Origin of the sequence: Afipia sp. P52-10, from assembly GCF_000516555.1 — a bacterium.
Classification (GTDB): domain Bacteria; phylum Pseudomonadota; class Alphaproteobacteria; order Rhizobiales; family Xanthobacteraceae; genus P52-10.
Genome location: NZ_AZSJ01000007.1, coordinates 1129257 through 1152596 on the forward strand (window position 1 = coordinate 1129257; position 23340 = coordinate 1152596).

25 protein-coding genes are annotated in these 23340 nt (G+C 63.9%); 10 read left to right on the top strand and 15 right to left on the bottom strand.

Features of this window, described 5'->3' with window-relative positions; translation table 11 throughout:
* Positions 1–7 precede the first annotated feature (7 nt).
* Both X566_RS22645 and X566_RS22650 read right to left on the bottom strand, forming a co-directional pair.
* Complete coding sequence (locus tag X566_RS22645; protein ID WP_275451036.1) at positions 8–1696, bottom strand: thiamine pyrophosphate-requiring protein; 1689 nt, start codon at positions 1694–1696, stop codon at positions 8–10.
* Entirely contained in the window at positions 1693–2067 is a 375-nt protein-coding gene (locus X566_RS22650) for a nuclear transport factor 2 family protein (protein ID WP_034471825.1), read from the bottom strand. The genes X566_RS22645 and X566_RS22650 overlap by 4 nt, the downstream gene beginning before the upstream one ends.
* Positions 2068–2353: 286 nt before the next feature.
* Here X566_RS22650 and X566_RS22655 point away from each other — a divergent pair, with 286 nt between their 5' ends.
* Positions 2354–4186 (top strand): NAD(P)/FAD-dependent oxidoreductase, encoded by a 1833-nt coding sequence (locus X566_RS22655; protein ID WP_051444438.1) that lies wholly within the window; start codon positions 2354–2356, stop codon positions 4184–4186.
* Between the two features lie 25 nt (positions 4187–4211).
* Here X566_RS22655 and X566_RS22660 read toward each other — a convergent pair whose 3' ends face one another.
* The gene (locus tag X566_RS22660) at positions 4212–4925 is read right to left on the bottom strand and encodes a GrlR family regulatory protein (RefSeq protein WP_034471828.1); all 714 of its coding nucleotides are present in this window, start codon (positions 4923–4925) and stop codon (positions 4212–4214) included.
* A 252-nt stretch (positions 4926–5177) separates the two neighbouring features.
* Between X566_RS22660 and X566_RS22665 the strand changes: the two genes are divergently transcribed.
* Together X566_RS22665 and X566_RS22670 are read left to right on the top strand one after the other, a co-directional pair.
* Entirely contained in the window at positions 5178–5411 is a 234-nt protein-coding gene (locus tag X566_RS22665; RefSeq protein ID WP_152540028.1) for a hypothetical protein, read from the top strand.
* A gap of 184 nt (positions 5412–5595) precedes the next feature.
* Positions 5596–5913, top strand: a complete 318-nt coding sequence (locus X566_RS22670; protein ID WP_034472831.1) for a PilZ domain-containing protein — start codon at positions 5596–5598, stop codon at positions 5911–5913.
* Between the two features lie 39 nt (positions 5914–5952).
* Here X566_RS22670 and X566_RS22675 read toward each other — a convergent pair whose 3' ends face one another.
* The 3 genes from X566_RS22675 to X566_RS22685 are packed head-to-tail and all read right to left on the bottom strand — an operon-like array spanning position 5953 to position 11152.
* Complete coding sequence (locus tag X566_RS22675) at positions 5953–9036, bottom strand: efflux RND transporter permease subunit (RefSeq protein WP_034471833.1); 3084 nt, start codon at positions 9034–9036, stop codon at positions 5953–5955.
* Complete coding sequence (locus X566_RS22680) at positions 9033–10106, bottom strand: efflux RND transporter periplasmic adaptor subunit (protein WP_034471837.1); 1074 nt, start codon at positions 10104–10106, stop codon at positions 9033–9035. The genes X566_RS22675 and X566_RS22680 overlap by 4 nt, the downstream gene beginning before the upstream one ends.
* A gap of 56 nt (positions 10107–10162) precedes the next feature.
* Complete coding sequence (locus tag X566_RS22685; protein WP_160170515.1) at positions 10163–11152, bottom strand: efflux RND transporter periplasmic adaptor subunit; 990 nt, start codon at positions 11150–11152, stop codon at positions 10163–10165.
* Between the two features lie 316 nt (positions 11153–11468).
* Between X566_RS22685 and X566_RS22690 the strand changes: the two genes are divergently transcribed.
* From X566_RS22690 to X566_RS24135, 3 genes are all read left to right on the top strand, one after another.
* A complete protein-coding gene (locus X566_RS22690) occupies positions 11469–12041 on the top strand; it encodes an AAA family ATPase (RefSeq protein WP_034471840.1) in 573 nt (190 codons plus the stop codon).
* An 86-nt stretch (positions 12042–12127) separates the two neighbouring features.
* On the top strand, positions 12128–12610 hold the full coding sequence (locus tag X566_RS22695; RefSeq protein WP_034471843.1) for a flavin reductase family protein: 483 nt from the start codon (positions 12128–12130) through the stop codon (positions 12608–12610).
* Between the two features lie 39 nt (positions 12611–12649).
* Entirely contained in the window at positions 12650–12844 is a 195-nt protein-coding gene (locus tag X566_RS24135; protein ID WP_051444440.1) for a hypothetical protein, read from the top strand.
* Between the two features lie 53 nt (positions 12845–12897).
* On the opposite strand, the gene X566_RS22705 is transcribed toward X566_RS24135, so the two are convergent.
* The 3 genes from X566_RS22705 to X566_RS22710 form a co-directional block, all read right to left on the bottom strand.
* Positions 12898–13116, bottom strand: coding sequence for a hypothetical protein (locus X566_RS22705; RefSeq protein ID WP_034471849.1), 219 nt, complete (start codon positions 13114–13116; stop codon positions 12898–12900).
* A gap of 229 nt (positions 13117–13345) precedes the next feature.
* A complete protein-coding gene (locus X566_RS24885) occupies positions 13346–13687 on the bottom strand; it encodes a hypothetical protein (protein ID WP_152540030.1) in 342 nt (113 codons plus the stop codon).
* 10 nt (positions 13688–13697) lie between these two features.
* On the bottom strand, positions 13698–14411 hold the full coding sequence (locus X566_RS22710; protein WP_034471852.1) for an outer membrane protein: 714 nt from the start codon (positions 14409–14411) through the stop codon (positions 13698–13700).
* A 359-nt stretch (positions 14412–14770) separates the two neighbouring features.
* On the opposite strand from X566_RS22710, the gene X566_RS22715 reads away from it, so the two are divergent.
* Entirely contained in the window at positions 14771–16021 is a 1251-nt protein-coding gene (locus X566_RS22715; RefSeq protein ID WP_034471855.1) for a multidrug effflux MFS transporter, read from the top strand.
* A gap of 141 nt (positions 16022–16162) precedes the next feature.
* Here X566_RS22715 and X566_RS22720 read toward each other — a convergent pair whose 3' ends face one another.
* The 3 genes from X566_RS22720 to cutA form a co-directional block, all read right to left on the bottom strand.
* Positions 16163–17149, bottom strand: a complete 987-nt coding sequence (locus X566_RS22720) for a tripartite tricarboxylate transporter substrate binding protein (protein ID WP_051444442.1) — start codon at positions 17147–17149, stop codon at positions 16163–16165.
* Between the two features lie 112 nt (positions 17150–17261).
* Positions 17262–17690: a hypothetical protein gene (locus X566_RS22725; protein WP_051444443.1), complete on the bottom strand. Its 429-nt coding sequence runs from the start codon at positions 17688–17690 to the stop codon at positions 17262–17264.
* 68 nt (positions 17691–17758) lie between these two features.
* Positions 17759–18088 (bottom strand): divalent-cation tolerance protein CutA, encoded by a 330-nt coding sequence (gene cutA / locus X566_RS22730; RefSeq protein ID WP_034472836.1) that lies wholly within the window; start codon positions 18086–18088, stop codon positions 17759–17761.
* A gap of 40 nt (positions 18089–18128) precedes the next feature.
* Between cutA and X566_RS22735 the strand changes: the two genes are divergently transcribed.
* The 3 genes from X566_RS22735 to X566_RS22745 all read left to right on the top strand — a co-directional run bounded on the left by X566_RS22735 (position 18129) and on the right by X566_RS22745 (position 20155).
* Positions 18129–18905, top strand: a complete 777-nt coding sequence (locus X566_RS22735) for an NAD kinase (protein ID WP_034471862.1) — start codon at positions 18129–18131, stop codon at positions 18903–18905.
* Positions 18906–18992: 87 nt separating this feature from the next.
* The gene (locus X566_RS22740; protein WP_034471864.1) at positions 18993–19538 is read left to right on the top strand and encodes a response regulator; all 546 of its coding nucleotides are present in this window, start codon (positions 18993–18995) and stop codon (positions 19536–19538) included.
* 20 nt (positions 19539–19558) lie between these two features.
* A complete protein-coding gene (locus X566_RS22745) occupies positions 19559–20155 on the top strand; it encodes an Hpt domain-containing protein (RefSeq protein WP_034471867.1) in 597 nt (198 codons plus the stop codon).
* An 89-nt stretch (positions 20156–20244) separates the two neighbouring features.
* Here X566_RS22745 and X566_RS22750 read toward each other — a convergent pair whose 3' ends face one another.
* The 3 genes from X566_RS22750 to hisI all read right to left on the bottom strand — a co-directional run bounded on the left by X566_RS22750 (position 20245) and on the right by hisI (position 23162).
* Positions 20245–21423: a DUF2336 domain-containing protein gene (locus tag X566_RS22750; protein ID WP_034471869.1), complete on the bottom strand. Its 1179-nt coding sequence runs from the start codon at positions 21421–21423 to the stop codon at positions 20245–20247.
* A gap of 149 nt (positions 21424–21572) precedes the next feature.
* A complete protein-coding gene (locus X566_RS22755; protein WP_034471871.1) occupies positions 21573–22595 on the bottom strand; it encodes a transglycosylase SLT domain-containing protein in 1023 nt (340 codons plus the stop codon).
* Positions 22596–22694: 99 nt separating this feature from the next.
* The gene (hisI, locus tag X566_RS22760; protein ID WP_034472837.1) at positions 22695–23162 is read right to left on the bottom strand and encodes a phosphoribosyl-AMP cyclohydrolase; all 468 of its coding nucleotides are present in this window, start codon (positions 23160–23162) and stop codon (positions 22695–22697) included.
* Between the last annotated feature and the right edge of the window lie 178 nt (positions 23163–23340).

Below are 23340 nucleotides of genomic sequence, written 5' to 3' on the forward strand. Positions count from 1 at the left end.
ACCACCCTTACGTGCCCGGCCGCGCGACCTCGACCTCCTTGCTGGTGATGAACTCCAGCAGCACCGGAATGCCCTCCTTGGTCTTCTGGATGCCGCGCTGGATCGCCGGGATGATATCCTCCGGCTTCGTCACCCGCTCGCCGTAGCCGCCGAACGCCCGCGCCATCGCCGCATAGTCGCCGGAAATATCGGTCGAACGGTACTTCTCGGTGGAGACCGGCATCACTTTAAGTTCGATCGCCATGCTGAAGTTGTTCAGCAGGATCGACATGATCGGAATCCGCTCACGCACGGCGGTCTCGAAATCCATGCCGGTGAATCCGATCGCCGCATCGCCCCACACGTTGATGCAAAGCTTGTCCGGCTTGGCGAGCTTCGCGCCCATGGCGAGACCGAGGCCATAACCGAGCTGGGTCGTCTTGCCCCAGCCGATGTAGGACAGCGGCTCGACCGACTTCCAGAACGGTGAAAGCTGGTCGCGGGGACTGCCCGCATCGTGGGTGATGATGGTGTTACGGATATCGACCGTGTTCTGCAGGTCCCACAGCACGCGATACGGATTGAGCGGCGCGTCGTTGCTGGTCAGCTTCGGCATCCATGTCTTCAGCCACTCCGCATGCAGCGCCGCGATCTCGGCCGCAACCGGCTTATGGTCGCGGTCGTCGGTCACGGTCTTGCCGATCTCGTCAAGCAGCGCATCGAGCACGAGGCCGGCGTCGCCGACCAATCCGACCTTCGCCTCGACGTCCTTGTTCAGGTGATCCGGATCGATGGTGGCGTGGATGATGGTCTTGCCCTTCGGCATCGCCACGCCGAACGAGGTCTCGGTAAAGGAACAGCCGACACCGAAGATCACATCCGCGTCGGCGAGAAACTTCGTCACCGCCCGCGGTAACGCGAGACCGCCGGCGCCGAGCGACAGCGGGTGCGTTTCCGGGAACGCCGACTTGCCGCCGAGGCTGGTCACCACTGGAATCGCAAGCCGCTCCGCGAGTTTGCGCAACTGCGGCCAGGCTTTTGCGTAATGCACGCCCTGGCCGACATACAGCACCGGCCGCCGCGCGCTGATGAGCAACGCGGCCGCGTCCCGCACATGCTGCGGATCCGGGCCGGAGCGCGTGCGCAGCACCGGCGTATAGTTCAGCGGCTCCGCCACCTCCTCGTTCCACATATCGGATGGGATTTCGACGACCACCGGTCCACCGCGACCATTCTTCAGCCGGGTGAAGGCGCGCCGGAAGATGTTGCAGACTTCGCTGGCCAGGATGATCGGCTCGGTCGATTTCGCGAACGGCTTCATCGCATAGGTTGAGCTGAAATTCGGATCGATGTGGGCAAGCCGCCGCGGATAGCCCATCGGCAGCACCAGCACCGGCACGGATTCGCCATAACACTGCGCCACGCCGCCCATCGCGTTCTCCGCGCCCGGCCCATGCTGCATGCAGAACGCGCCGATGGTCTGCCCCGACGTCACCCGCGAGATCGCATCCGCCATGTGCACGCCGATCCGCTCCTGCCGCACCATCACCGGACGGATATCGGCCGCCGCCGCATACTCGATCAGGTGGTTGACCGGATAACCGCACAGGATCTCGATGCCCTCGCGCTTCATGATTTCGGCGATCGCCGCCCCAAGTTTCATGTCAGGCACTCCATCTGCTGCATCTGCGTCAACGGCGAGCGATCTCCGGCTCACTCCTTGAGATCGTAGCGATAACTCTTCGAGACGATGCGCCAGCCATCGCTCAGTTTCATGGCGACCAGATAATCGGTGAAATAGCGCGGCGGCAGCTGGCAGCGCACCTTGATGAACGCTGTTGATTCATCCGAACGGTCGAGAGTGACGATGAAGTCGTCGCGTGGCTTGCCTTCGGCTTTGGCCGATGGACGCTTGCGAACCCGCTCGAGCCAGTCCGGCAGGCTCAGCACCTGCAGTTCGCCCTTCTCCAGCCAGCGCAGGTCGGCCGTGGGATGGAAGACCGCACCGAGCTTGTCGGCATCGCCCTCATACAGGCCATCGAAATAGAGCTGGATAATCGCCTCGGCGCTGGAACGATCGTAGGACACGTCTGCCTCCCCCGCTTATTCTTTTGGCCAAATGACCTTGGCCAAGTGGCCTTTGGCCGGGGAACTGTAGCGGCTTTGCCGGCCAGAACCAAATGCCCCCTTTCCACAGCATGGGAGAGTTGCGCGTTGACCGACATATCCGGAAAAATCGCAACCGCCGCTTTGCAATTGGTGCCCCAGCGTTAGGATAGCCCGCATGTGCTCCCGCGTAGGGAGCCGCAGGCGTTCGATTTTTCAGATTGCCATTCGTAACAATGAGAACAAACGGTCCAAGGAACGACACGCGATGAACATCCACCCTGACATTGCGGCCCTGGTCGGCACGATCGATTTTGATCCGGACGCCCTCAAGGCAAAATATCTTGCCGAGCGTGACAAGCGCCTGCGGCCGGATGGCGTCGGCCAGTACATCGAGGTCAAGGAGCAGTTCTCGCGCTACATCGAAGACCCGTATGTGGAGCCGGGTTTCACCCGCGATCCGGTGCATGACGACGTCGATTTCGCCATCATCGGCGGCGGCTTCGGCGGCCTGTTGATGAGCGCGCGGTTGCGCGAGGCCGGGTTCGAGAAGCTTCGCGTGATCGAAAGCGGCGGCGACTTCGGCGGCACCTGGTATTGGAACCGCTATCCAGGCGCCATGTGCGACGTCGAGTCCTACTGCTACCTGCCGTTGCTCGAGGAACTCGGCTACATCCCGAAGCACAAATATTCCTTCGCGCCGGAAATCCTCGAACACAGCCGCCGCATCGCGCGCCACTATCGACTTTACGACGACGCATTGCTGCAGACGAGCATCAGCGGCCTGCAATGGGACGAGGCGGACCAGCGCTGGATCGTCTCCACCGATCGCGGCGATCGCTTCCGGGCGCAGTACGTGGCGATCGCCAATGGCCCGCTCCATCGGCCGAAGCTGCCGGGCATTCCCGGCATCACCGAATTCAAGGGCCATACCTTTCACACCAGCCGCTGGGACTATCGCTACACCGGCGGCGACAGCTACGGCAATCTGACCGGCCTCAACGACAAGCGCGTCGCCATCATCGGCACCGGTGCGACCGCGGTGCAGTGCATCCCGCATCTCGGCGCCTCCGCCAAACAGCTTTACGTCTTCCAGCGCACCCCGTCCTCGATCGACGTCCGCAACAACCATGAGACCGATCCGGCCTGGGCCGCCACGCTCGAACCCGGCTGGCAAAGGCGGCGAATGGAGAACTTCAACATTCTGGTCAGCGGCGGCGACCAGGACGAAGACTTGGTGCATGACGGCTGGACGGACATCTTCCGCAATCTCACCGGTAAGGCGGCGCTGGAAGCCTCAAAAAGGATCGGCCGGCGGCTGACGAGCACGGAGCGGGCCCAGCTGCTGGAACTCGCCGACTATAAGAAGATGAACCAGATCCGCGACCGCGTGGATCAGATCGTCAAGGATCCCGCGACCGCCGCCGTGCTGAAGCCATGGTATCGGCAGTTCTGCAAGCGTCCCTGCTTCCATGACGAGTACCTGCAGACCTACAACCGCCCGAACGTCACACTGATCGACACCAGCGGCAAGGGCGTCGAACGGATGACCGAGGACGGCGTGGTCGCGAACGGACAGGAATACAAGATCGACTGCCTCATCTTCGCGACGGGGTTCGAGGTCGGAACGGCTTTCACCCGCCGCGCCGGTTACGAGGTGGTGGGCCGCGACGGCGCCAAGCTCTCCGACCACTGGGGCAATGGCATGCGGACGCTGCACGGCATGACCGCGCATGGCTTCCCGAACTGCTTCTTCGTCGGTCGCAGCCAGGCGGCAACCACCGTCAACCTGCCGCTCTCGCTGGAGAACCAGACCCGCCACATCACCTATATCGTCACGGAAGCGCGGGCACGCGGCTACAAGACGCTCGAACTCACGCCCGCCGCTGAAGAGGCTTATGTGCAGGAGGTGCGACGGCTGTCCGGCATCGGCGAAAACTTCTATCGGGAATGCACGCCGGGCTACTACAACAGCGAGGGCGCGCCCGGAAACAAGAACGGCTTCTTCTCCGAAACCTACGGCGCGGGGTCGCTGGTGTTCTTCGACATGCTCGACAAGTGGCGCTCGGAGGGCAAGCTCGCCGGCTTCGCGCTGCGCTAGCGTAGCCCTGCGAGACGCCTCGCGGTCAGGCGCGGCACATCAGCTTGAGCGTGACCGCGAAGCGGATGCTGCGCCGGCCGGTGAAAGCGGTGGCGATTGCCTCCGCACCATCGGCGTTGCACGATCCGGACAATCCCATACCGACCTCCTGACCGCCGAACAGCGAGAGCGCGGGATCGGCCGGCGTGTGCTCCTGGCTGACGATTTCACCTTTCCAGCGCCCCTCGGACGACGAGTATGAGCCCAGGTAGTAGAAAAACGCGTCGCCGCCGAGAATGCAGCCGTCCACCATCACCATGACGCCGGTGTTGCCACCGGCCACGCCGTCGAGCGCATGGATGTGGATCGCATAGAGCCCATTGGCGAGCCCGCCTTCGCCGACCGTGCCGGCCAGCGGGCTTTCCTCCTCGCGCAGCGGTCGCATCACCGCATTGAAGACGCCGGGCGCCTGCGGCGAAGAGCCCTCGAACTGGAAGGCATCATCCCGCGCGTGACCGCGCACGGCGATTGATGCCACATCGGAACCGAGCATCGCTCGGTAGTTCGGATCGTCATGATGACGCTGGGTTGAAATCTCTGCGACAATTTCGCCATCCACCTCGCGGTAGGTGCCGATATGCGCGAACGCGGAGTTGCCACCGAACATCCGTCCGCCGCGCGCGTACATCACGCTGCGCCCCGTCGCGTCACCGAACCGATATTCGACCTTGTAAAGTCCGCCAAGCCGCACGCCCGCCATCCCACGATGCCACTGCGACACATCGCCCAATGCGAACCCGTGATAGGGGCAGCTGGGCTAACCCCTTGAGCTGCAAGCCGCTCCGGAACCGTAGCACGGATATATCGCAGCTTGCGGCCGTCATCCGCCTGGGCCCGGCAGGAATCATCATCAATTCGTGAACCTCCAGGCCCCCTTGCGTGACTCACATCACGATAGGTGCGGCCATCCAGCCCTAAAAGCCGCGGAGCAGTCGTTTTGAAGGTCTGGAATATGCAAGAATCGAAATCGCCTCTTCAGCTCCGCTCCGGAGATCGCGTCCGTCTCAATCAGCTCGGCAAGGAACGAAGCCCGAAGATCGCAGTGGAGACAGGCGTCATCGTCGGACGCACCCGCGGCTCCGGTTTCTATGTTCTGCTCGACGGAAACGCGACGCCAAGCCTGTTTCACCACACCTACATCGATCGTGACGAGGACGTACCGAGCCCGAGCGTCACCTCATCATAGAGGCCGGCTACGCATGAGAAGTGATCCGGAAAAGTGTGAAGCGGTTTTCCGAAAGGATCATGCTCAAACTGAGATGAAGCGCGAGGACGATTCGTCCAAATCTCATCGCGCTTTAGGACCTCGTTAGATGGTATCGAATAGACATCAAGACTAGCCCTCGCTCGGCCTGCCCTGGATGTTCAAGATGCCCCCTGCCGATCGGCGTAAAGCCCCGCGCGTTGACTTCTCGCACGACCTGCCGGCCCGTATGATCGCGATCGACGGCACCTGGCACCATGCGTGTTGGATTTCCGACATCTCGGAAAGCGGGGCCAAGCTGCAGATCGACGGATCGATCGCCATGCCGCGTTCGACGGAATTCTTCCTGCTACTGTCGGGCACCGGAACAGCGCATCGACGCTGTGAACTTGCCTGGATCAATGGCGACCAACTCGGCGTCAAATTCGTGCGGCATCCGGCCAAGCGCACGGTCGCAAGAACCGCCAGCCGCCCGCGGGGCTAACCCACAAGCGGCTGGATATGGCTTCCAGCGACTGTCCCGCTATGACACCGCAGCCGGCGCCTCGGCGGCCGATTCAACAGGCTTCTCCGGCGGCTGCTTGATGCGGAACCAGGCCACATACAGCGCCGGCAGGAACACGAGCGTCAGCAACGTGCCCGCGATGATACCGCCCATCATCGCATAGGCCATCGGCCCCCAGAACACCTCGCGCGCGATCGGGATCAGCGCCAGGCTCGCCGCAGCCGCCGTCAGCATGATCGGCCGCATGCGGTGTTCTGTCGCTTCGATCACGGCGTGCCACGGATCATGCCCCTCACGCCGCAGTTCCTCGATCTGGACGATCAGAATGACCGAGTTGCGGATCAGGATGCCGATCAGGGCCAGCACGCCCAGGATCGCGACGAAGCCGAGCGGCGCGCGACTCGGCAGCAGCGCGGCCACCACGCCGATCAGCCCGAGCGGGGCCACCGCCACCACCAGGAACAGACGCTGGAAGCTCTGCAGCTGGATCATCAGCAGCGTCGCCATCACGAACAGCATGACCGGCACGATCGCCGCGATCGGCCCTTGCCCCTTGGCACTTTCCTCGACGGCGCCTGCCGTCTGCACCTGATAGCCTTCCGGCAGTTGCGCGATGAACGCGTTCACGGCGGGCGCAAGCTGGTTGACCACCGTTGCCGGTTGCAGGTCGCTGATGAGGCCGGCCTTGATGGTGATGGTCGGCTGCCGGCTGCGCCGCCACACCACCGGCTGCTCGATCTGATACGCGAACGTCGCGACCGCGGCGAGCGGCACCGCCTGCCCGCCCTTGGCCGGAAGCTGCAGGTTCTGGAAGGTTTCAAGCGAGTTGCGTTCGGCGGCGCGCGCGCGGCCCACCACGTCGACGAGATAGATGCTGTCGCGGACTTGGGTGATCGCCGATCCGCCGACGACACCATTCAACGACGATGCAATGTCTTCGGAGCTGACGCCGAGCTGGCGCGCCTTGTCCTGCAGCACATCCACCTTGACGACGCGCGCGGGCTCGTTCCAGTCATAAACGACGCCGCCGACATTGGGATTCTTGCCGACGATGCTGGCGAGCGATTGCGCATAGTCGCGCACCTTTTGGATCTGCGGCCCGCTGAGACGATACTGGATCGGCCGTCCGACCGGCGGACCAAGGTCCATCGCCTTGACGAACGCGTCGATGCCGACGAAGTCACGCTGAATGATCGCATTCAGCTTGGCCCGAACCCGCTCGCGCGCTTCCAGGCTCTTGGTCACGATGATGACCTGGCCGAAATTCGGACTGGCGGGCTGCACGTCGAACGACAGCACGAAGCGGACCGCGCCCTGCCCGACATAGGACGACCAGCGCTCGATGTCGTCATCGCCCTGCAGGTGGGTCTCGAACCGGTCCATCAGCGTCTTGGTCTCGGCGATCGACGCGCTTTGCGGCAGCGTCCAGTCGACGATCAGCTCAGGCCGATCGGACGCCGGGAAAAACTGCTGTTGGACGAACCCCATGCCGACCACCGACAGCAGGAAAAGGGCCGCCGTTGCGCCGATGGTGAGCCAGCGATGGCTGACCGCCCAGAGCAGCAGGCGCGAGAACGCGGCGGCGAAGCGGCCCGGCCTCTCGTCATGCTTCTTCATCGTCTCGGGCAGAACCGTAACACCGAGCAATGGCGTGAACAGCACAGCCACCACCCATGAGACAATCAGCGACACGGCGATCACGACGAACAGCGTGAAGGTGAACTCACCCGCGGCGCTGCCGTTCAGACCGACCGGAATGAAGCTGGCGATCGTCACCAGCGTCCCGGTCAACATCGGAAACGCGGTATGGGTGTAGACATAGGTCGCGGCCTTCCTCAGATTGTCGCCGACCTCGAGCCGCGCCACCATCATCTCCACGGCGATCATCGCGTCGTCCACCAACAGGCCGAGAGCGATGATCAGCGCGCCGAGTGAAATGCGCTGCAACGAGATGCCGAGATAGGCCATCGTCAGGAAGGTGATCGCCAGCACCAGCGGGATCGACAAAGCAACCACGAGACCGGCGCGCATGCCGAGACTGACGAACGAGACCGCGAGCACGATCACCACCGCCTCGAACAGCGCGCGGGTGAAGCCGCCGACCGCCTCCTCCACCACCACCGGCTGATCGGAGACCAGATGCACACCGACACCGATCGGCAGCTCGCTTTCGATGATCCGCATCTTCGCCTTTAGCGCCTCGCCGAACTCGAGCAGGTTCGCGTTCGGCTTCATGCCGATCGCGAGCCCGATCGCCGGCTGCCCCTTGAAGCGGAACAAGGAGGATGGCGGATCGGTGTAGCCACGGGTGACCGTCGCCACGTCGCTGAGACGGAAGAAGCGGTCATTGATGCGGAAGTTGACTGCCCGCAGGCTCTCCTCGGAAGCAAACTGCCCGCCGACCCGCAGCGCCACCCGTTCCGGCCCCGCCTGAATCACGCCGGACGGCGTGATCGCGTTCTGCGACTGCAGCGTGCGGATGATCGCCTGCTGATCGACGCCGAGTGCTGCGATCTGCCGGGTCGAGAACTCCAGATAGATCACCTCGTCGCGCACGCCGATCAGGTCGACCTTGCCGACATTCGGCACAGTGAGCACCTGTGCCCGCACGTTCTCGACGTAGTCCCGAAGCTGGCGCGGACTCAGCCCGTCGGCGGTGAAGGCGTAGACGTTGCCGAACACATCGCCGAACCGATCGTTGAAGACGGGGCCGACGATGCCTTGCGGGAAGTCGCCACGGATGTCGCCGATCATGTTGCGGACGCGCAGCCAGGTCGGCGTCACATCGCTGGCCTTGGTCGTATCCTTCAGGTTGACGAAGATCGTGGTCTGGCCCGGCGTCGTCATGCTCCTGGTGAAATCGAGCGACTCCAGTTCCTCGAGCTTCTTCTCGATCCGATCGGTGATCTGGCTGATCGTGTCTTCAACCGAGGCACCCGGCCATTTGGCCTGGATCACCATCGTCTTGATGGTGAAGTTCGGGTCCTCCTCGCGGCCGAGATGGATATAGGAGAAGATGCCAGCGAGCGTCGCCGCGATCATGAAATACCAGACCAGCGAGCGGTGGCTGAGCGCCCAGTCCGAGAGATTGAAGCCCTTCACGGATTTGCCTCTTGCGCAAGTTTCACGGTCTGCCCCGGCTTAAGACTGTGGACGCCGGCAATCACCACTCGCACCCCCGCCGCCAGTCCATCGACGACCTGGAAATCCTGATCGTTGCGCTCGGCAACTTTGATCTCTTGCAGGCTGACCGTCTTGCTGGCGGGATCCACGGTCCAAACCATGGTCTTGCCGTCGCGCTCCAGCAGCGCCGAGGCCGGCAACTGGATCGCCGGCTTCGACGACGTGGTCAGGTAGGCGGTAATGGTCGTGCCGAGACGGAAGTTCTCCGGCGGCTTGTCGAGCGTGATCTTGACGCGCCGGGTCCGCGTGGTGGCGTCGGCCTGCGGCGCGACCTCGCGCACCTTGCCGTCGATCATCAGCGTGGGATCGACCTGCAGCGCAACCTCGAAGCGCGCGCCAGGCGCAAGCGTGTTGGCGATGTCTTCAGGCACGTCCACCACCGCCTCGCGAATATCGGGGCGCGCCACGGTGATCACCGCCTGCCCCGGCGAAACCACCTGCCCCACCTCCGCATCCACCGACGTCACGATGCCGTCGAAGTCGGTGCGCAGCTTGCTATAGCCGAGTTGCTCCTGCGCTTTGGCCAGGTTGGCTTCCGCCTGCGAGACCATCGCCGTTGCCGTCTGCTGCGCCTGTTGCGCGCTTTCGAACTCGGCCCGCGTCGCCGTGTTCTGCTGCAGCAGGATCTGCTGGCGGCCGAGAACGCCGGAGGCATTGACCAGACGCGCCTGCGCGTTGGCGACGTCGGCTTGCGCGGTGCGCACACCCAATTCCAGTGCGACCGCGTCGATCGCGGCGAGCTGCTGGTCCTTCTTGACCATATCGCCGACATTGACGTCGCGGGCGATCACGCGGCCGAGCACACGGAAGCCGAATCCGACCTTGTATTGCGGCTCGACCGTTCCGGCAAAACCGAGCGTACGCTCGCTCTGCGGCGCCACCACCATCGACAGCACGGGGCGCACGGGCGGCGGCGGCTCCTTCTCCTTGCAGGCGGTGAGCGCGCATGCGATCGCAGCCGATGTCAGAAGAGCGGTGGAGGCTCTCATGGCTTGGGCTTTGAGGGCTTGTGCTTTGAAGGCTTGGGCTTTGAAGGCTTGGGCTCTCATGGCTTGGCACTCCCAGCCAGCGCCACGATCTGGTCAGGCCGCAGCAGATAGGCGCCGCGAGTCACCACGATATCGCCAGGCTTGAGGCCGTCGCGGACGACGATGTGCTGAGTCTCGAACGCATCGACCGTGATCGGCTTCAGTGATGCCGCCTTGCTTTGCGGATCGACGACCCACACCGCCGGACGGCCGTCGTGCGAGAACAGCGCGCTTGCCGGCAGCACGATGCGGCTGCGGGCCTTGAACTTGCCGGAGCCCACCACGGCCGCACCCAGCGCCATCGCCGGTGGCGGATCGTTGATCGTGACCTTGACCCGAATCGTCCCCATCTGCGGATCGATGGTCGGCGAAATCTCGCGGACGGTGCCGGACGCGCGCACGGACGGATCGCTCACCAGCGTCAGCTCGATCGTCGGATCACCCGGTTCGCGCGTCAGGATCAACTCGTTGATGTTGAAGACCGCATCGAGCGCCCCATCCTGCGCCAGCGTGAAGATCGCCTGCGCGGCCTGCACGATCTGGCCGACTTCGGCGTTCCTGGCGGTGATGACGCCTGACGCGCTGGCGTGCAATTCAGTATAGCCGAGCTGGTCGCGCGCCGTCGCAAGCTGCGCATTGGCAGAGTCCATCGAGCCCTGCGCGGTCTTGAACACCTGCTCGGCTTGATCATAGTCGCGCCGGGTCGTATAACCACCTTCGAGCAGCGTTTTCTGTCGTTCGAAGGTTGCCGTTGCCTGTTTCAGGCTTGCCTGCGAGGCCTCGACGGACGCTTGGGCGGCATTGAGATTGGCGATCTGTTCCTGCGGATCGATCTTGGCCAGAAGATCCCCCGCCTTTACTCGGCTGCCGACATCGACCTTGCGCTCGATCAGCTTGCCGCTGACCCGAAACGACAGATCGTTCTGGATGCGGGCCTTGACCTCCCCGGTCAGTGATACCGTCGGCGAATAATCGCTGAGCGTGGCGACTTCGGTGACGACACTCATCGGAGTCTGGGGCGGTGCGGCCTGATCCTGACATCCACCCAGCGCAAACGTCAGTGCGAGAGCAACGAATCCTGGCAGGCGCCACGGTTTTGGAAGCATCGCCCTGCACCCCCTGCATTCAGCAATCATCTCAGCCTGACTCGACCGCTCTTAACAGAAATCCGGCACACAAGAAATCACGCGAGAACCGGCCCTCGGGCCGCTCCGCGACATGGTGGGACCTGCGCTTTCCGAAAAGATCATGCCGAAAACAAGAACTGAAGTTGGCAGCACCGAGGCACTACAACGGGCTGCATCACGATCGAAGGAGACCTCAATGTTGGAAAATCACGATTCATTGGTTGTCATCACCGGTGGCCCCGGCTCAGGCAAAACCACGTTGATCGACGCGCTGGAGGCTGCCGGCTTCGCGCGCACGCATGAGGCCGGACGAGGCATCATCCAGGATCAGGTCGCCATCGGCGGTACGGCGCTGCCATGGAGCGATCGGGCCGCCTTTGCCGATTTGATGCTGAGCTGGGATATGCGGTCCTACCACATGGCCGCGCGGCAGGCTTCGCCGCAGGTTCCTGTGTTCTGCGACCGCGGCGTCCCCGACGTGCTCGGCTATTTGCGTCTGTGCGGCCTGGACGCGCCTGCCCATGTGCGGAAGGCGGCGGAGCTTTTCCGTTATCACCGGCGCGCGTTCATCACCCCGCCCTGGCGCGAGATTTTCGCGCAGGACGACGAACGCCGGCAGGATTTCGCCGAAGCCGAGCGAACCTACGCCGCCTTGGCGCAAACCTACACCGACCTCGGCTACGATCTGATCGCGCTGCCGTTCGCCCCTGTTCCTGCGCGGCTGCAATTCGTGCTCGACCACGTTGCGGTCGCTCGGCCGGCGTCCTAATTTGACCTCACAGGAGTTGAACGACGTATGAGCGCGCCGCCGCACGCTGCGGCAGACGTCATACGCTGACGCAGACAAGGATACGCATGACCGACGCCATTGATGCGAAGACGTTCTGGCGGGCCTTGGGATCTCGCGCCATCGGGGTTGCGATCGTCACCGCCAAGGGCGCGAACGGTCCGGCCGGCTTCCTGGCGCTGTCCGCGACGCACCTCACCGCCGATCCTCCGACCATGCTGGTGTCGATCGGCCAGAAGACCTCCGCTCTCCCGGTCATTCTCGAGGCGAAGCATTTCGCGATCAACTATATCGGGCGCGACCGCGAAGACCTGGCAAGGGAGTTCGGGGGTCAGGGAACACTGAAAGGCGCGGATCGTTTCGACGCCGGCGAATGGACCACGCTCGCAACCGGCGCGCCGGTGCTGAATAGCGCCGTTGGTGTGCTCGACTGCGAACTGGAAGAAACGATCGAACGCCACGCGACCATGATCGCGATCGGAACGATCAAGGCGTTTACGCAGAACAGCACCATCCAGCCGTTGATCAGCTTCGCCGGCCGCTATCTATGATCGACATCGCGTGGCGACGGGCGGAATAGGACACGGGCCATGACCTCTGAGCAGAAGCGGCCGGACGAGCAGGATAACGTGATTTCGCTACGCGACGCACGGCAGCGGCAAGCCGCCGCGCAACGACAAGCCGCGGCGCAGCAGAAGCCCGTGCCTGAAAAGAAGATGCCGGCGTTTTTGATTTTCCTGGCCTTGCTGGCAATCCTGGTTGCCTACAAGATGCTGCTGAAATGATGCCGCGGCGGAGCACTCCTCTGGCACCAACGTCCCGCGCGCGAACGTCCCGCTCAGGCGGCGGGCTCCCTTCCCTCGGCGACCGCCGCCAGTAGCAGCTGATCTCGCGCGGTGACACCGCTCGATGCGGTCAGAACGATCCGCTCCGCCATTTTCGCTTTCGTCGCCGGCGTGCGGTTTTCGTAGTTGATCCGCTCGACCGCTTCTTCGAGAACATTGCGCATGATCGAAACCAGTTCAGCCCCGAATTCGGTGGGTGGGATTTTTGTCATGAGCACGCTTCCTCTTTCGGAAGTAAGCACTAGCCGCTCAACATGACCATTGTGAGTCTGGATACTCACAGCTTCGCGATTGGCCTTACATGACTTCTAAAGCCGAAGGCGCGCTACGGTTCTGCTGCTATGATCAGATTTTGAAATCGACAGCCGGCCCAGCCTGACCATCGGTCACGCGCATCAGTAACAGAACGGACACAGGTATGGCGGTGATACCACGCACCCTTCACAGATGCGTGCAGAGAAGCCAGACATTGACCGAGCACGCGAGCATCAACGTGAATGCCAACACCAGATTGACCGGTGTGCTGAGCTCGGGCCGCAATTTCCGAATCGACTGTTCCATAGAGATATTTGAGCGAGGCATGCCGAGCAGGTCACGCGCTTTGTTTTTCTCTGCAGGGGTTGCGACTCGCACCGAGTTCGAGTCCGCGACAGAATCGGTGGCGAGATGTTGAAGCCACGAATCGGCGGGCAAGAGCCCCAACTCGCGACGCCCATGTCCTTCCCATGCACCGCCACCAAAAACAAAGAGGCCGGCGCAAGGGCCGGCCTCTGCATCGAACATTGCGGAGCGCTTAGTAGCGCGGCACCTGCGGGCCGTCCCAGGTGAAGCGATAGTTCAAGCCGGCCTTCACGGTATGCTCGTCGTTCTTGAAGCTCGTACCCTCGATGGCCGGCGGGCCCGAGGTGAACGTGGTGCGGCCGAAGTCGTAGTACTGGTACTCGGCCTTCACCGACCAGTTCTGGGCAAACATGTATTCCAGACCGGCACCGACGGTGTAGCCGTCCTTACCCTTGCCCGAGGTGGAGAAAGCGGCAGGCGCACCGCCCACGTTCACATCCAGGCTGCGATCCAGAAACGCGTAGCCGCCCTTGGCATAGATCAGCACCGGGCCGATGGCATAACCGAGCCGGCCGGTGACCGAGCCAATGCCGCGGTTGTCCAGGGTCGCAGCGCCGTTCGGGGCGAAGGCCAGCGTGCGGTCGCTGCTCGTCGGCAGCCACGAATACTGCGCCTCGATACCAACCACCCAGTTCGGGGCGAACTGGTAGTCCGCACCACCCTGCACACCGACCATGAAGCGTGCATCATTGCCGGAGAATGTGTTGGAGCCGGCGAATGCGCCGCCGACATGGGCACCGATGTAGAAACCGGTCCAGTTGTAGACCTGCGCGACCGGCGTCGGCGCCGGCGGCGGCGCCTTGTAAACCGGCGCGCGCATATCGGCCGCCAGCGCAGGCGCTGCGACCAAGACTGCTGCTGCGGCAGCGAGAACAACACGTTTCATAACGACCACCCTCAAACCAAACAACGTCGCGGGCCCAACCGCAACGACATGCGACTTGTCATCAAACAACGTGGCACGGATTTGGTTGCTTGGCGGTGAAGCCATGGCGTCCTTTCCGGACCGGTTGTGGCGCGACAGTCACGGTGGAACCTGAATGGGTCTGCGGCGCAGTCATTCACGTTCAACGATGGCGATGATTGCTGCCATCCATGGCGAATATAGGCCTGACATGGCAAAAAACGGCCATGATCACGGCCACGTGATCAGCCGCGCTGGAACCGTGATGAGCAGCCATCCCGGCGGTGGGGTTGCACCGGCGGGAGCGACCGTGAACAACAGGGTTCCATACAGGTCCACTCATGAACTCTCCCGCAGCATCACCGCCGCTTGATACCGCCTCACCGCGGCATCTGCCGATGCGGTTCCCCGAATTCGTCATGCTGGTTTCGTGCCTGATGGCGCTGACCGCGCTGGCGACTTCGATGATGCTCGCCGTGCTGGCGCCGATCGGCCGGTCGTTCGCCGTCAACGACGCCAGCACCCAGGGCGTGCTGACGGCCTTCTTTGCCGGCTTCAGCGTCGGGCAGTTCGTGGTGGGGCCCGTCTCCGACCGGTTCGGCCGCAAGCCGGTGCTGCTGGGTTGCCTGGCGCTGTATCTCGTGGCCTCGCTGTTGTGCATCGTCGCGCCCAGTTTCGAGACACTGCTGATCGCCCGCTTCGTCCAGGGTCTCGGCGCCGCGGGCCCGCGCGTCATCACGATCTCGGTGATCCGCGATTGCTACAGCGGCCGCAGGATGGCGAGCGTCATGTCGCTGACCATGACGGTGCTGATGATCGTGCCGGTGATTGCTCCCACCATCGGCCAGGTGGTGGTGCTCGCCGCGCCTTGGCCATGGATCTTCGTGTTCCTGACCGGCTATGGCCTGATCGCATCGGCCTGGGCGTTCGCCCGCCTGCCCGAGACCCTGGACCCGGCCAACACCCGCTCGTTGCGTCCGGTGGAGATCATCGACGCCGTGCGGCAGGCGCTGACGACGCCGCAGACGCTCGGCTACATGTTGGCGAACGGCGTCACCCAGGGTGCGCTGCTGGCGACGCTCTATGCCGCTCCGCAAGTCATGGGCGGGTTGCTCGGCATGGGCCCCTATTTCACCATCGCCTTCGGCATCGCCGCGGCGGCAATGTCGACCGGCGCGTTCATCAACTCACGCCTCGTCGGCCGGCTCGGCATGCGGCTGCTGTCGCACGCCGGCATGATCATCGCGACCGGCCTCTCGGTCGTGCTGTTGCTGGTGGCGCAGGCGGGCATGGTCGATGCGATCAACTACACGCTGTTCATGTGCATCATCAATGCGCTGCACCTGATGGCCTCGTCGAACTTCAATGCGCTGGCGATGGAGCCGCAAGGGCGGATCGCCGGGACCGCCTCGTCGCTGATCGGCTCGGTCGCGACCATGATGCAAGCGCTGATCGCGCACATGATCGGCCAGCTCTACAACGGCACGTTGCTGCCGCTGTGCATCGGCCTCGTCGTCTGTGGCACGATCGCGATCCTCATCGCGGCGATCACCGAACGCGGCAAGCTGTTCGGGTCCGCCTCGCCCGCCTGACCTGCCCTGCCCCGGCCCCGGTCTACTCTCAGGCGCAGCAGCATGCGCAGACGCTGACGGTTCGTGCGTGCGCTGCCCATATGACAAAGCCGCCGCACATGGCTCCGTCCATGCCGGCGGCTTCGTTGCAGCTTCGAAGTTCTATTCGCGCTTCAGCCCGGTGGTCTCGATGATGCGCTTGTTGCGCGCGATCTTGCCGGCCACGAACTCCTGCGCCCATTTCATGTCGCCCGGCATCACCTTGAGCCCGAGATTCTCCAGCTTCTCCTTGATCTCGGGCTTCGCCGCCGCCTCGTTCACCGCCTTGTTCAGCTTGGCGATCACCTCCGGCGGCGTGCCGCGCGCGGCCACCAGCACGTTCCAGGCATAGGCGTCGTAGTCCTTGAAGCCGGTCTGCTCCGCAGCGGTCGCAAGATCAGGCAACAGCTTCAGCCGCTCAGGCCCGCCTGCCGCGAGCGCCTTCAACTTGCCGCCGGTGAGGAACGGCGTCGCAGACGCTGCAGCCACGGCGCCGATCGTCACGTCGCCGCTGAGCAGCGCGGTGATGGCCGGCACGTCGCCCTGGAACGGCACATGGATCATCTTGACCTTCGCAAGCTGCGACAGATTCTCGACATCGAGGTGCGCCGGACCGGCGACGCCAGCGGTGGCGAAGCTGATCTTGTCCGGATTGGCCCGCGCATCGTCCAGCACGTCCTTCATGGTGCTGTACTTCGAATTCGGCAGCGCGACGAACGCGAGATCGACGATGCTCAAGCCCGAGATGATGTCGAGGTCGCGCAGCGGCTGGTACGGCGTCTTCTGATCGATGAGTGGCGCGATCGCGGTCGGACCGACACCGCTGACGCCGAGCGTGTAGCCGTCGGGCTTGGATTTCGCGACCGCGTCGATGCCGATCGTGCCCGCCGCGCCAGGACGGTTCTCGACGATGACGTTCTGGCCGAGAATGGCCTGCAGTGCTTCACCGTAGATCCGACCTGTCAGATCGGTGGAGCCACCAGGCGTATAGGGAATGATCAACCGGATCGGCTTGTCCGGGAAGCCCTCCGCGGCAGCGGGCGCAGAAAACCCTGGCAGCAACAACAGCGATGCGGCCAGAAGTCCGCGCAGCGAACGTTTTATCATCATCACTCCTTGAGTTTCCTCGCACAGCCTTCTATGGGCCGTGCAGTCCCATCCATTGAACGGGGCGCCGCATTCTTTCCAGAACCGGAACGGGGTCAAGAACGAAGTTCTCAACTCAGCGTTTCAACTTTTCCAGTTCGGGGAATGGCGCATAGGCGGTTGCCGGACAGAGATCCTGCGGCTTCTCGATCATTCGGTCGAAGCGGCCGTCGAGATAGAGCGCTGCGCGGTCGGCCGTCCCAGTATAGTGGCCGCTTGAATCGCGTGTATCGTAGCGTACGCACAGCACGTAGCGGTTAGCGCCACCGATGAAACGCTGCACGGGCTCGGAAATCGAGGCATCCCGCACGTTGGTCGGATCGTTGAGATAGGTGCGCAGAAACGCCAGCAGGTCGGCACGGTAGTTGACGGGGAACGGCTGCGGGGCGCCCGCATTGCGAGGCCTGGCAAAATAGGTCTCCTCGCCCGATCCGCCAGCGCAGGCCGCCAGCGGAAGGAACATCGCGAGCGCGAGACTGCAGCGAACGAAACGACCCAACCCCATGGCGGCTGCATAGCATGGATAGCCAGCCGGTTGAAAGTTCACAACCGCGTCAGCGCTCCGCCCCGTGTTCAGGTCTCGTCCGGCTTGGTCGAGTCGAGCAGCCAACCGAAATAGTCGCGATCGACGCTCTCCAGGGCGATCACCGCGATCGCCGGCACTTCATAGGAGTGGTTCTGCCGCACCGCCTCGCGAACGCGGTCGGCGAGCGAGGTGCGGGTCTTGAAGATCGTCACCACCTCCTCCGCGCGTTCGACCTTGCCCTCCCAGCGGTAATGCGAAATCATCCCCGGCAGGATGTTGGCGCAAGCGGCAAGCTTGCCCTCGACGATCACCTTGGCCGCGGCTTCCGCCTCGACAAGGCTCGGAAAGGTCGTATAGACGAATACCGCGCGATCCATTTGGTAGTTTCCCTGCACGTTCTCGGGCCCGAACCAACCCATGACGCAACAGAAATATGACCGGATCGCGTTTGTTGCGAGCTCGAGCCCGGAAGCGCAGGAGGCGCTCGCAGCCCTCACCAACGTCTACGGCAATCACGATGTGCCAAAGGCCGACGTGATCGTCGCCCTTGGCGGCGATGGCTTGATGCTGCAGACGCTACACAAGCATATGCGCTCCGGCACCCCGATCTACGGCATGCATCGCGGCACGGTCGGCTTCCTGATGAACGAGTTCAGCACCGAGCGCCTGCACGAGCGGCTGGCGGCGGCGCGGCTGACCATGATCAACCCGCTGTTGATGCGGGCGACCGACATCCACGACAAGCAGCACAAGCACCACGCGATCAATGAGGTGCACCTGTTCCGCCAGACGCACCAGGCGGCGCGGCTGCGGATTCTGGTGGACGACAGCGAACGGATGGCGGAACTGGTCGCCGACGGCATCATGGTGGCGACGCCGGCGGGCTCTACGGCCTATAACCTGTCGGCGCAGGGACCGATCCTTCCGATCAACGCCGCCCTGCTCGCGCTCACGCCGATCAGCCCGTTCCGCCCGCGCCGCTGGCGCGGCGCCCTGTTGCCCAACACCGCCGTCGTGGTGTTCGAGGTGCTGGAAAGCGACAAGCGCCCGGTCGCAGCCGTCGCCGACCACGACGAAGCGCGCAACGTCAAACGCGTCGAGGTGGTCACCGACCGCTCGATCGCCATGCAGATGCTGTTCGACCCCGGCCATAGCCTGGAGGAACGGATTCTGCGTGAGCAGTTCGGAGCCTGATCCCTGACCCCGCAAACCGTTCATTAACCAAACGTCCATAGGGTTAATGCATCGTGTACCGGCTCTCCGGACGCGCGGGGCTGTGGCATGTTCGGGATCGATTTCAACAAGCTGCGTTTTCTGATCTGCGACGACAACGCCCACATGCGGCGGATCCTGCGCACGCTGCTGCACTCGTTCGGTGCGCGCGAGGCCTACGAGGCCGAAGACGGCGCCACGGCGCTGGAAATGTACATCCACTACGTGCCGGATATCCTGATCATCGACTGGTCGATGCCGATCTTTGACGGGCTCGAACTGACGCAGATGATCCGCCAGCCCAACGGCAACGGCAATCCCTATACCCCGATCATCATGCTGACCGGCCATTCGGACAAGCGGCGGGTGATGATGGCCCGCGATGCGGGCGTGACCGAATTCCTGGCCAAACCGATCTCGGCGAAAGCGCTGTATCAGCGCATCATCAACGTCGTCGTCAGTCCTCGTCCCTTCATCAAGACCAAGAACTATTTCGGCCCGGATCGCCGCCGCAACACCACCAACACCTATATCGGCCCCGAACGCCGCCAGGGCGGCAAGGCCGAGGTGATCCAGCAGCAGGCCTTGCTCGACAAGGTCAAGGCGTCGAGCTGACGCTGGCGGAGGATTCCATCATGGCCAACAGCCGACGCAGCCGCGACGCCAGCAAGGCGAAGATCGAGATCGAGACCTATCCCGACTATCAGATCATCCGCCAACCGAACCCCTTGCACGGCGCGGTGAAGCGCATCTCCGAGCAGGGACACGACGATCCAGTCGCCCGCGCCGAACAGGCGCTGAACGAGCTGTCCGGGGAGTTCGAGGGCTGGATGCAGGAGGAATGCAGCCGGCTGGCGCTGGCCCATGCCGCGATCATCAAGCAGGGCTTCAACGCCGAAACGCAAGCTGAGCTGTTCCGCGCGGCTCACGACATCAAGGGTGACGCCGCGACATTCGGCTACCCGATCGCCGCGGCGGCGGCGGAAAGCCTCTGCCGGATTCTGGAGCACGCGCCGGATGTCGCCAAGGTGCCGGGCGATCTGATCGCGCATCACGTCAACGCCATCCAGGCGATCGTGCGCGAGCACAGGCGTTTCGGCGTGGACAGCGTCGCCGGCGAACTGTCGCGGAAGCTGCGCGGCGTCGCGGACGAATTCCTCGCCGCCGTCAACAAGGATCGCCCCGACCATCTCGAAGTGATCCTCGCGCCAAGCATCATTCCGGCCGAATGATCGTCCCCTGAACGACCCGCGATCTGGCCGCTAGCGCGTTTGCGAGCGAAGCGAACACCATTTCGCGCGACGAACGCGCGAGAGGCGCCTCAGGCGGCCAGGCGACGATCGCTGGCATCGCGATCGAGGTGTTGCGCGGCGACCAATTCATCGCAGAACAGCCGCGCTTCCTCGCGCGCGGACTCGGTCTCGAACCGCCGCAGCAGGATCAACAGCGCTTCCGTCGCCTCCGAGTCCTGTTCGCAGCTCGTCAGCACGCGCTCGACCATCCGTCGCTGCAGCCGTGTCGCACCATCGATGGTTCCGGCGAAGCCGATCTCGCCGCCCGCTGCCAACGCCGCACCGAAGGCTGCGAAGGTGGAGGGCGGGAAACCGGCGCGGCTCAAGAGCGCGGTCAGGCTCGCGCCTGCGGGCTCCTGCAGGATCGCACTCACCCGCTGGCGGTTCATGCCGGTCAGTTCGACCAGCGACAGTTCGAACATGTCGGCATTGCCGGACAGCAGCGTCCGCAGGATCAATCCTGCCGTCAGCTGGCCGCTCTCGCGCAGGTGGCGGACCAGGACACACAGATCATCGCCCGGCGCCTTCGCCGCGATGTTGACCATCGAGCGCTCACGCGCTTCGCCGGTGACGATCTCCGCCCGCTCGGTGCTCAGCCAGTTGCGCGCCGTGACGAAGCGGCTGAGCTGATCCGACAGCTTGGCAACCAGAGCGAGGCGCGTCGCGGCAGGAAGCTCGCGGCCATCCAGCAGCCGCTCGCGGATCGCCGCGACATGACCGAACCGCTCGACGATGCGATCGATCGAGAGCGGTGTGAGCGCCGCCTCGGCATTTTCGATCAGCACCAGACAGGCTTCGATCGTGCCCACTTCGGCGATTGCCGCGCAGATCGACGCCGGCAGATTACGGCGGCTGGCGATCGCGCACTGCACCTCGCGCTTGCCGGTGGCGACGATATCGACGAGGTCGGCGTCGATCAAAAGCGGAGAATGTTGCAGAATCGGCAGCGCCACCGAGGGCTGGTCGCAGGACAGCGCCCGCACGATCGCGGCCGGCGCGTCGCTGCTGTGAGCGAACACCTGCGCCATCGCCTCTCGCACCAGCGGCGACGGATCATCCAGCAGCATCAGCAGCGCACCTTCGGTCGCCGCAACGTCGTCCGAGGACATTTCGGAGAAGAGCCAAGCCCGGGCCAAAGCGCGGGTCGCTTCCGCCCGCTCGCCCGCCGGAGCCGTACGCACCCAACCGAGAAAATGCCGGACAATCATGGGCATTCCACTTGACGCAACTGGTGACGGCATCGACCAACGATGCCAACTCTCGTCACTCTAGCGGCCGACGCTTAACAAAGCGTTCACCATAACTGTTTGGAATGATTGACGTTTGATTAACGGACGGCCGCACGGAGATACCGCCATCAGCTCCGGTATGCGCCGAAGCGATCGCTGAACAGATCGAGCGGCTGACTCTGCCCGGCGGATGCTGCGGGGGCCGCCGGAGCCGCGACCGCTGGCTTCTGCACGTCGGATGCGATGCCGGCGGTGGATGACGTGGAGCCGTTGGCCCACAGCTCGCGCACGGCTGCCGACACCGGCTCGGCGCGGTCACCGGTCTGAAACATCGCATGGAAGCTGAAGCGAGCGTTGCGCTCGGCGATGCCGCGTTGCCGGCTCTCGGCCTCGGAGGCCTCCGGCGCATAGGCGCTCGCCTGCGCCATGGTGCTTGTCGAGAGCGCAGCCAGCGTACCGCCGGTCGGCGGCGCGACACCGGCGGCCGCGATCATGCTGCGCGCATCTTCGGAGCGTGCGGCTGTGGCATATCGCCCGGTCAATGTGGCGTAGACCTGCGAGGCGGTGCGCGGCGTGCCGTCGTTGGCATAGAAGATCGAGCGGTTGGCGGCGGCAGCACGCGGAAACATCGCCGCTGCATTGGCCTGCGGATTGGTCTCGGCCTGCGCAATCAACCTGGAGGCTCCACCCGCGCCAAGGAAATGCGCGATGTACAGTTCGCCCTCGCTCGGCCTGCGGCCGAGATTGCTGGTGAGCTTGGAGCCGTTGGAACGGGTCAGCACGCCGGCCATCGCGGCATTCGCCGCCGGGTCCTTGCGCAACTGCAGGATCTCGTTGCGCATCGCCGGATCGCTCACCTCATAACGCCCCGACGGCGTGCGGGTGATCGCGTCAGCGTAGCGGTTGTAGCCGAAGTAGGAGCCCGCCTCCTTCACCGTGCCGAGCCAGGTCTGCTCGATGAACTGATAAAGCCCGCGCGCGGAGGAGGATGGGGCGGCGGCGGACGGGTTGAGATTGGACTCGATCTTCGCAGCTGCGACGAGATAGCCGAAGTTGACGCCGGTTGCGCTGGCGGCCTGCCGGATGGTCCCCGCGAGCGCGGTGCGCACCGGGTTGGCAGCTGAGACTGGTATGGCCGCTTCGACCGCCATGATGGGACCGGGCTTGGGTTCAGGTATGGGCGGCGACGCACGGGGCCCGCCCGACCTCCTCGACCGTCATCAAAGTGAAGCGTTATGGTTAACGCAGTGTTAATCGTCGCTGTGGCCGTGCCCGGCCTTGCCATACACCGCGTCCGGATCGAACAGCCGCTCCGCATCGACGAACGCGAGCGAATCCGCCCCGCCTGCCCCGGGCACGACCGCGCGGTAAAAACAGGAACGGCGGCCGGTGTGGCAGGCAGCGCCGCCGGTCTGATCGACCCGCAACCAGATCGCGTCCTGGTCGCAATCGATCCGGATCTCGACCACGCGCTGAACGTGACCCGATGTCTCACCTTTATGCCACAACGCCTTGCGTGAGCGGCTGAAATACCAGGCCTCACCGGATTCAACCGTTTTCTGAAGCGCCTCGGCGTTCATGTAGGCGACCATCAGCACCTCGCCGCTCGCAGCGTCGGTGGTGACGCAGGTCACAAGGCCTGCGGCATCGAAGCGCGGACGCAGCACCACGCCCTCCTCCAAATCGTCGGCTTGCTTTGCAGATGGTTCGGTCGACACGGAAGCCTCCAGCGGCGCATGGTCCGAAACGGCCACCGCCGCATCGGATGCGTGAACTCAAGATTTGCGAGCGGCTACGCCGTCAGCAAACTGATTAGGGAATCAGGTGCCAACAATAGCTCAGAGGAGCGCCGGATTTGACATCCAACTCATGGGCGACGACGCCCAGCCGGGCGCG

Coding starts and splice junctions, on each gene's coding strand:
- X566_RS22655 (WP_051444438.1), top strand. CDS start 2,354: ATGAACATCCACCCTGACATTGCGGCCCTGGTCGGCACGATCGATTTT.
- X566_RS22660 (WP_034471828.1), bottom strand. CDS start 4,925: ATGGCGGGCGTGCGGCTTGGCGGACTTTACAAGGTCGAATATCGGTTC.
- X566_RS22665 (WP_152540028.1), top strand. CDS start 5,178: ATGCAAGAATCGAAATCGCCTCTTCAGCTCCGCTCCGGAGATCGCGTC.
- X566_RS22670 (WP_034472831.1), top strand. CDS start 5,596: ATGCCCCCTGCCGATCGGCGTAAAGCCCCGCGCGTTGACTTCTCGCAC.
- X566_RS22680 (WP_034471837.1), bottom strand. CDS start 10,106: ATGAGAGCCTCCACCGCTCTTCTGACATCGGCTGCGATCGCATGCGCG.
- X566_RS22685 (WP_160170515.1), bottom strand. CDS start 11,152: ATGAGTGTCGTCACCGAAGTCGCCACGCTCAGCGATTATTCGCCGACG.
- X566_RS22690 (WP_034471840.1), top strand. CDS start 11,469: ATGTTGGAAAATCACGATTCATTGGTTGTCATCACCGGTGGCCCCGGC.
- X566_RS22695 (WP_034471843.1), top strand. CDS start 12,128: ATGACCGACGCCATTGATGCGAAGACGTTCTGGCGGGCCTTGGGATCT.
- X566_RS24135 (WP_051444440.1), top strand. CDS start 12,650: ATGACCTCTGAGCAGAAGCGGCCGGACGAGCAGGATAACGTGATTTCG.
- X566_RS22705 (WP_034471849.1), bottom strand. CDS start 13,116: ATGACAAAAATCCCACCCACCGAATTCGGGGCTGAACTGGTTTCGATC.
- X566_RS24885 (WP_152540030.1), bottom strand. CDS start 13,687: ATGTTCGATGCAGAGGCCGGCCCTTGCGCCGGCCTCTTTGTTTTTGGT.
- X566_RS22710 (WP_034471852.1), bottom strand. CDS start 14,411: ATGAAACGTGTTGTTCTCGCTGCCGCAGCAGCAGTCTTGGTCGCAGCG.
- X566_RS22715 (WP_034471855.1), top strand. CDS start 14,771: ATGAACTCTCCCGCAGCATCACCGCCGCTTGATACCGCCTCACCGCGG.
- X566_RS22720 (WP_051444442.1), bottom strand. CDS start 17,149: ATGATGATAAAACGTTCGCTGCGCGGACTTCTGGCCGCATCGCTGTTG.
- X566_RS22725 (WP_051444443.1), bottom strand. CDS start 17,690: ATGGGGTTGGGTCGTTTCGTTCGCTGCAGTCTCGCGCTCGCGATGTTC.
- cutA (WP_034472836.1), bottom strand. CDS start 18,088: ATGGATCGCGCGGTATTCGTCTATACGACCTTTCCGAGCCTTGTCGAG.
- X566_RS22735 (WP_034471862.1), top strand. CDS start 18,129: ATGACGCAACAGAAATATGACCGGATCGCGTTTGTTGCGAGCTCGAGC.
- X566_RS22740 (WP_034471864.1), top strand. CDS start 18,993: ATGTTCGGGATCGATTTCAACAAGCTGCGTTTTCTGATCTGCGACGAC.
- X566_RS22745 (WP_034471867.1), top strand. CDS start 19,559: ATGGCCAACAGCCGACGCAGCCGCGACGCCAGCAAGGCGAAGATCGAG.
- X566_RS22750 (WP_034471869.1), bottom strand. CDS start 21,423: ATGATTGTCCGGCATTTTCTCGGTTGGGTGCGTACGGCTCCGGCGGGC.
- X566_RS22755 (WP_034471871.1), bottom strand. CDS start 22,595: ATGGCGGTCGAAGCGGCCATACCAGTCTCAGCTGCCAACCCGGTGCGC.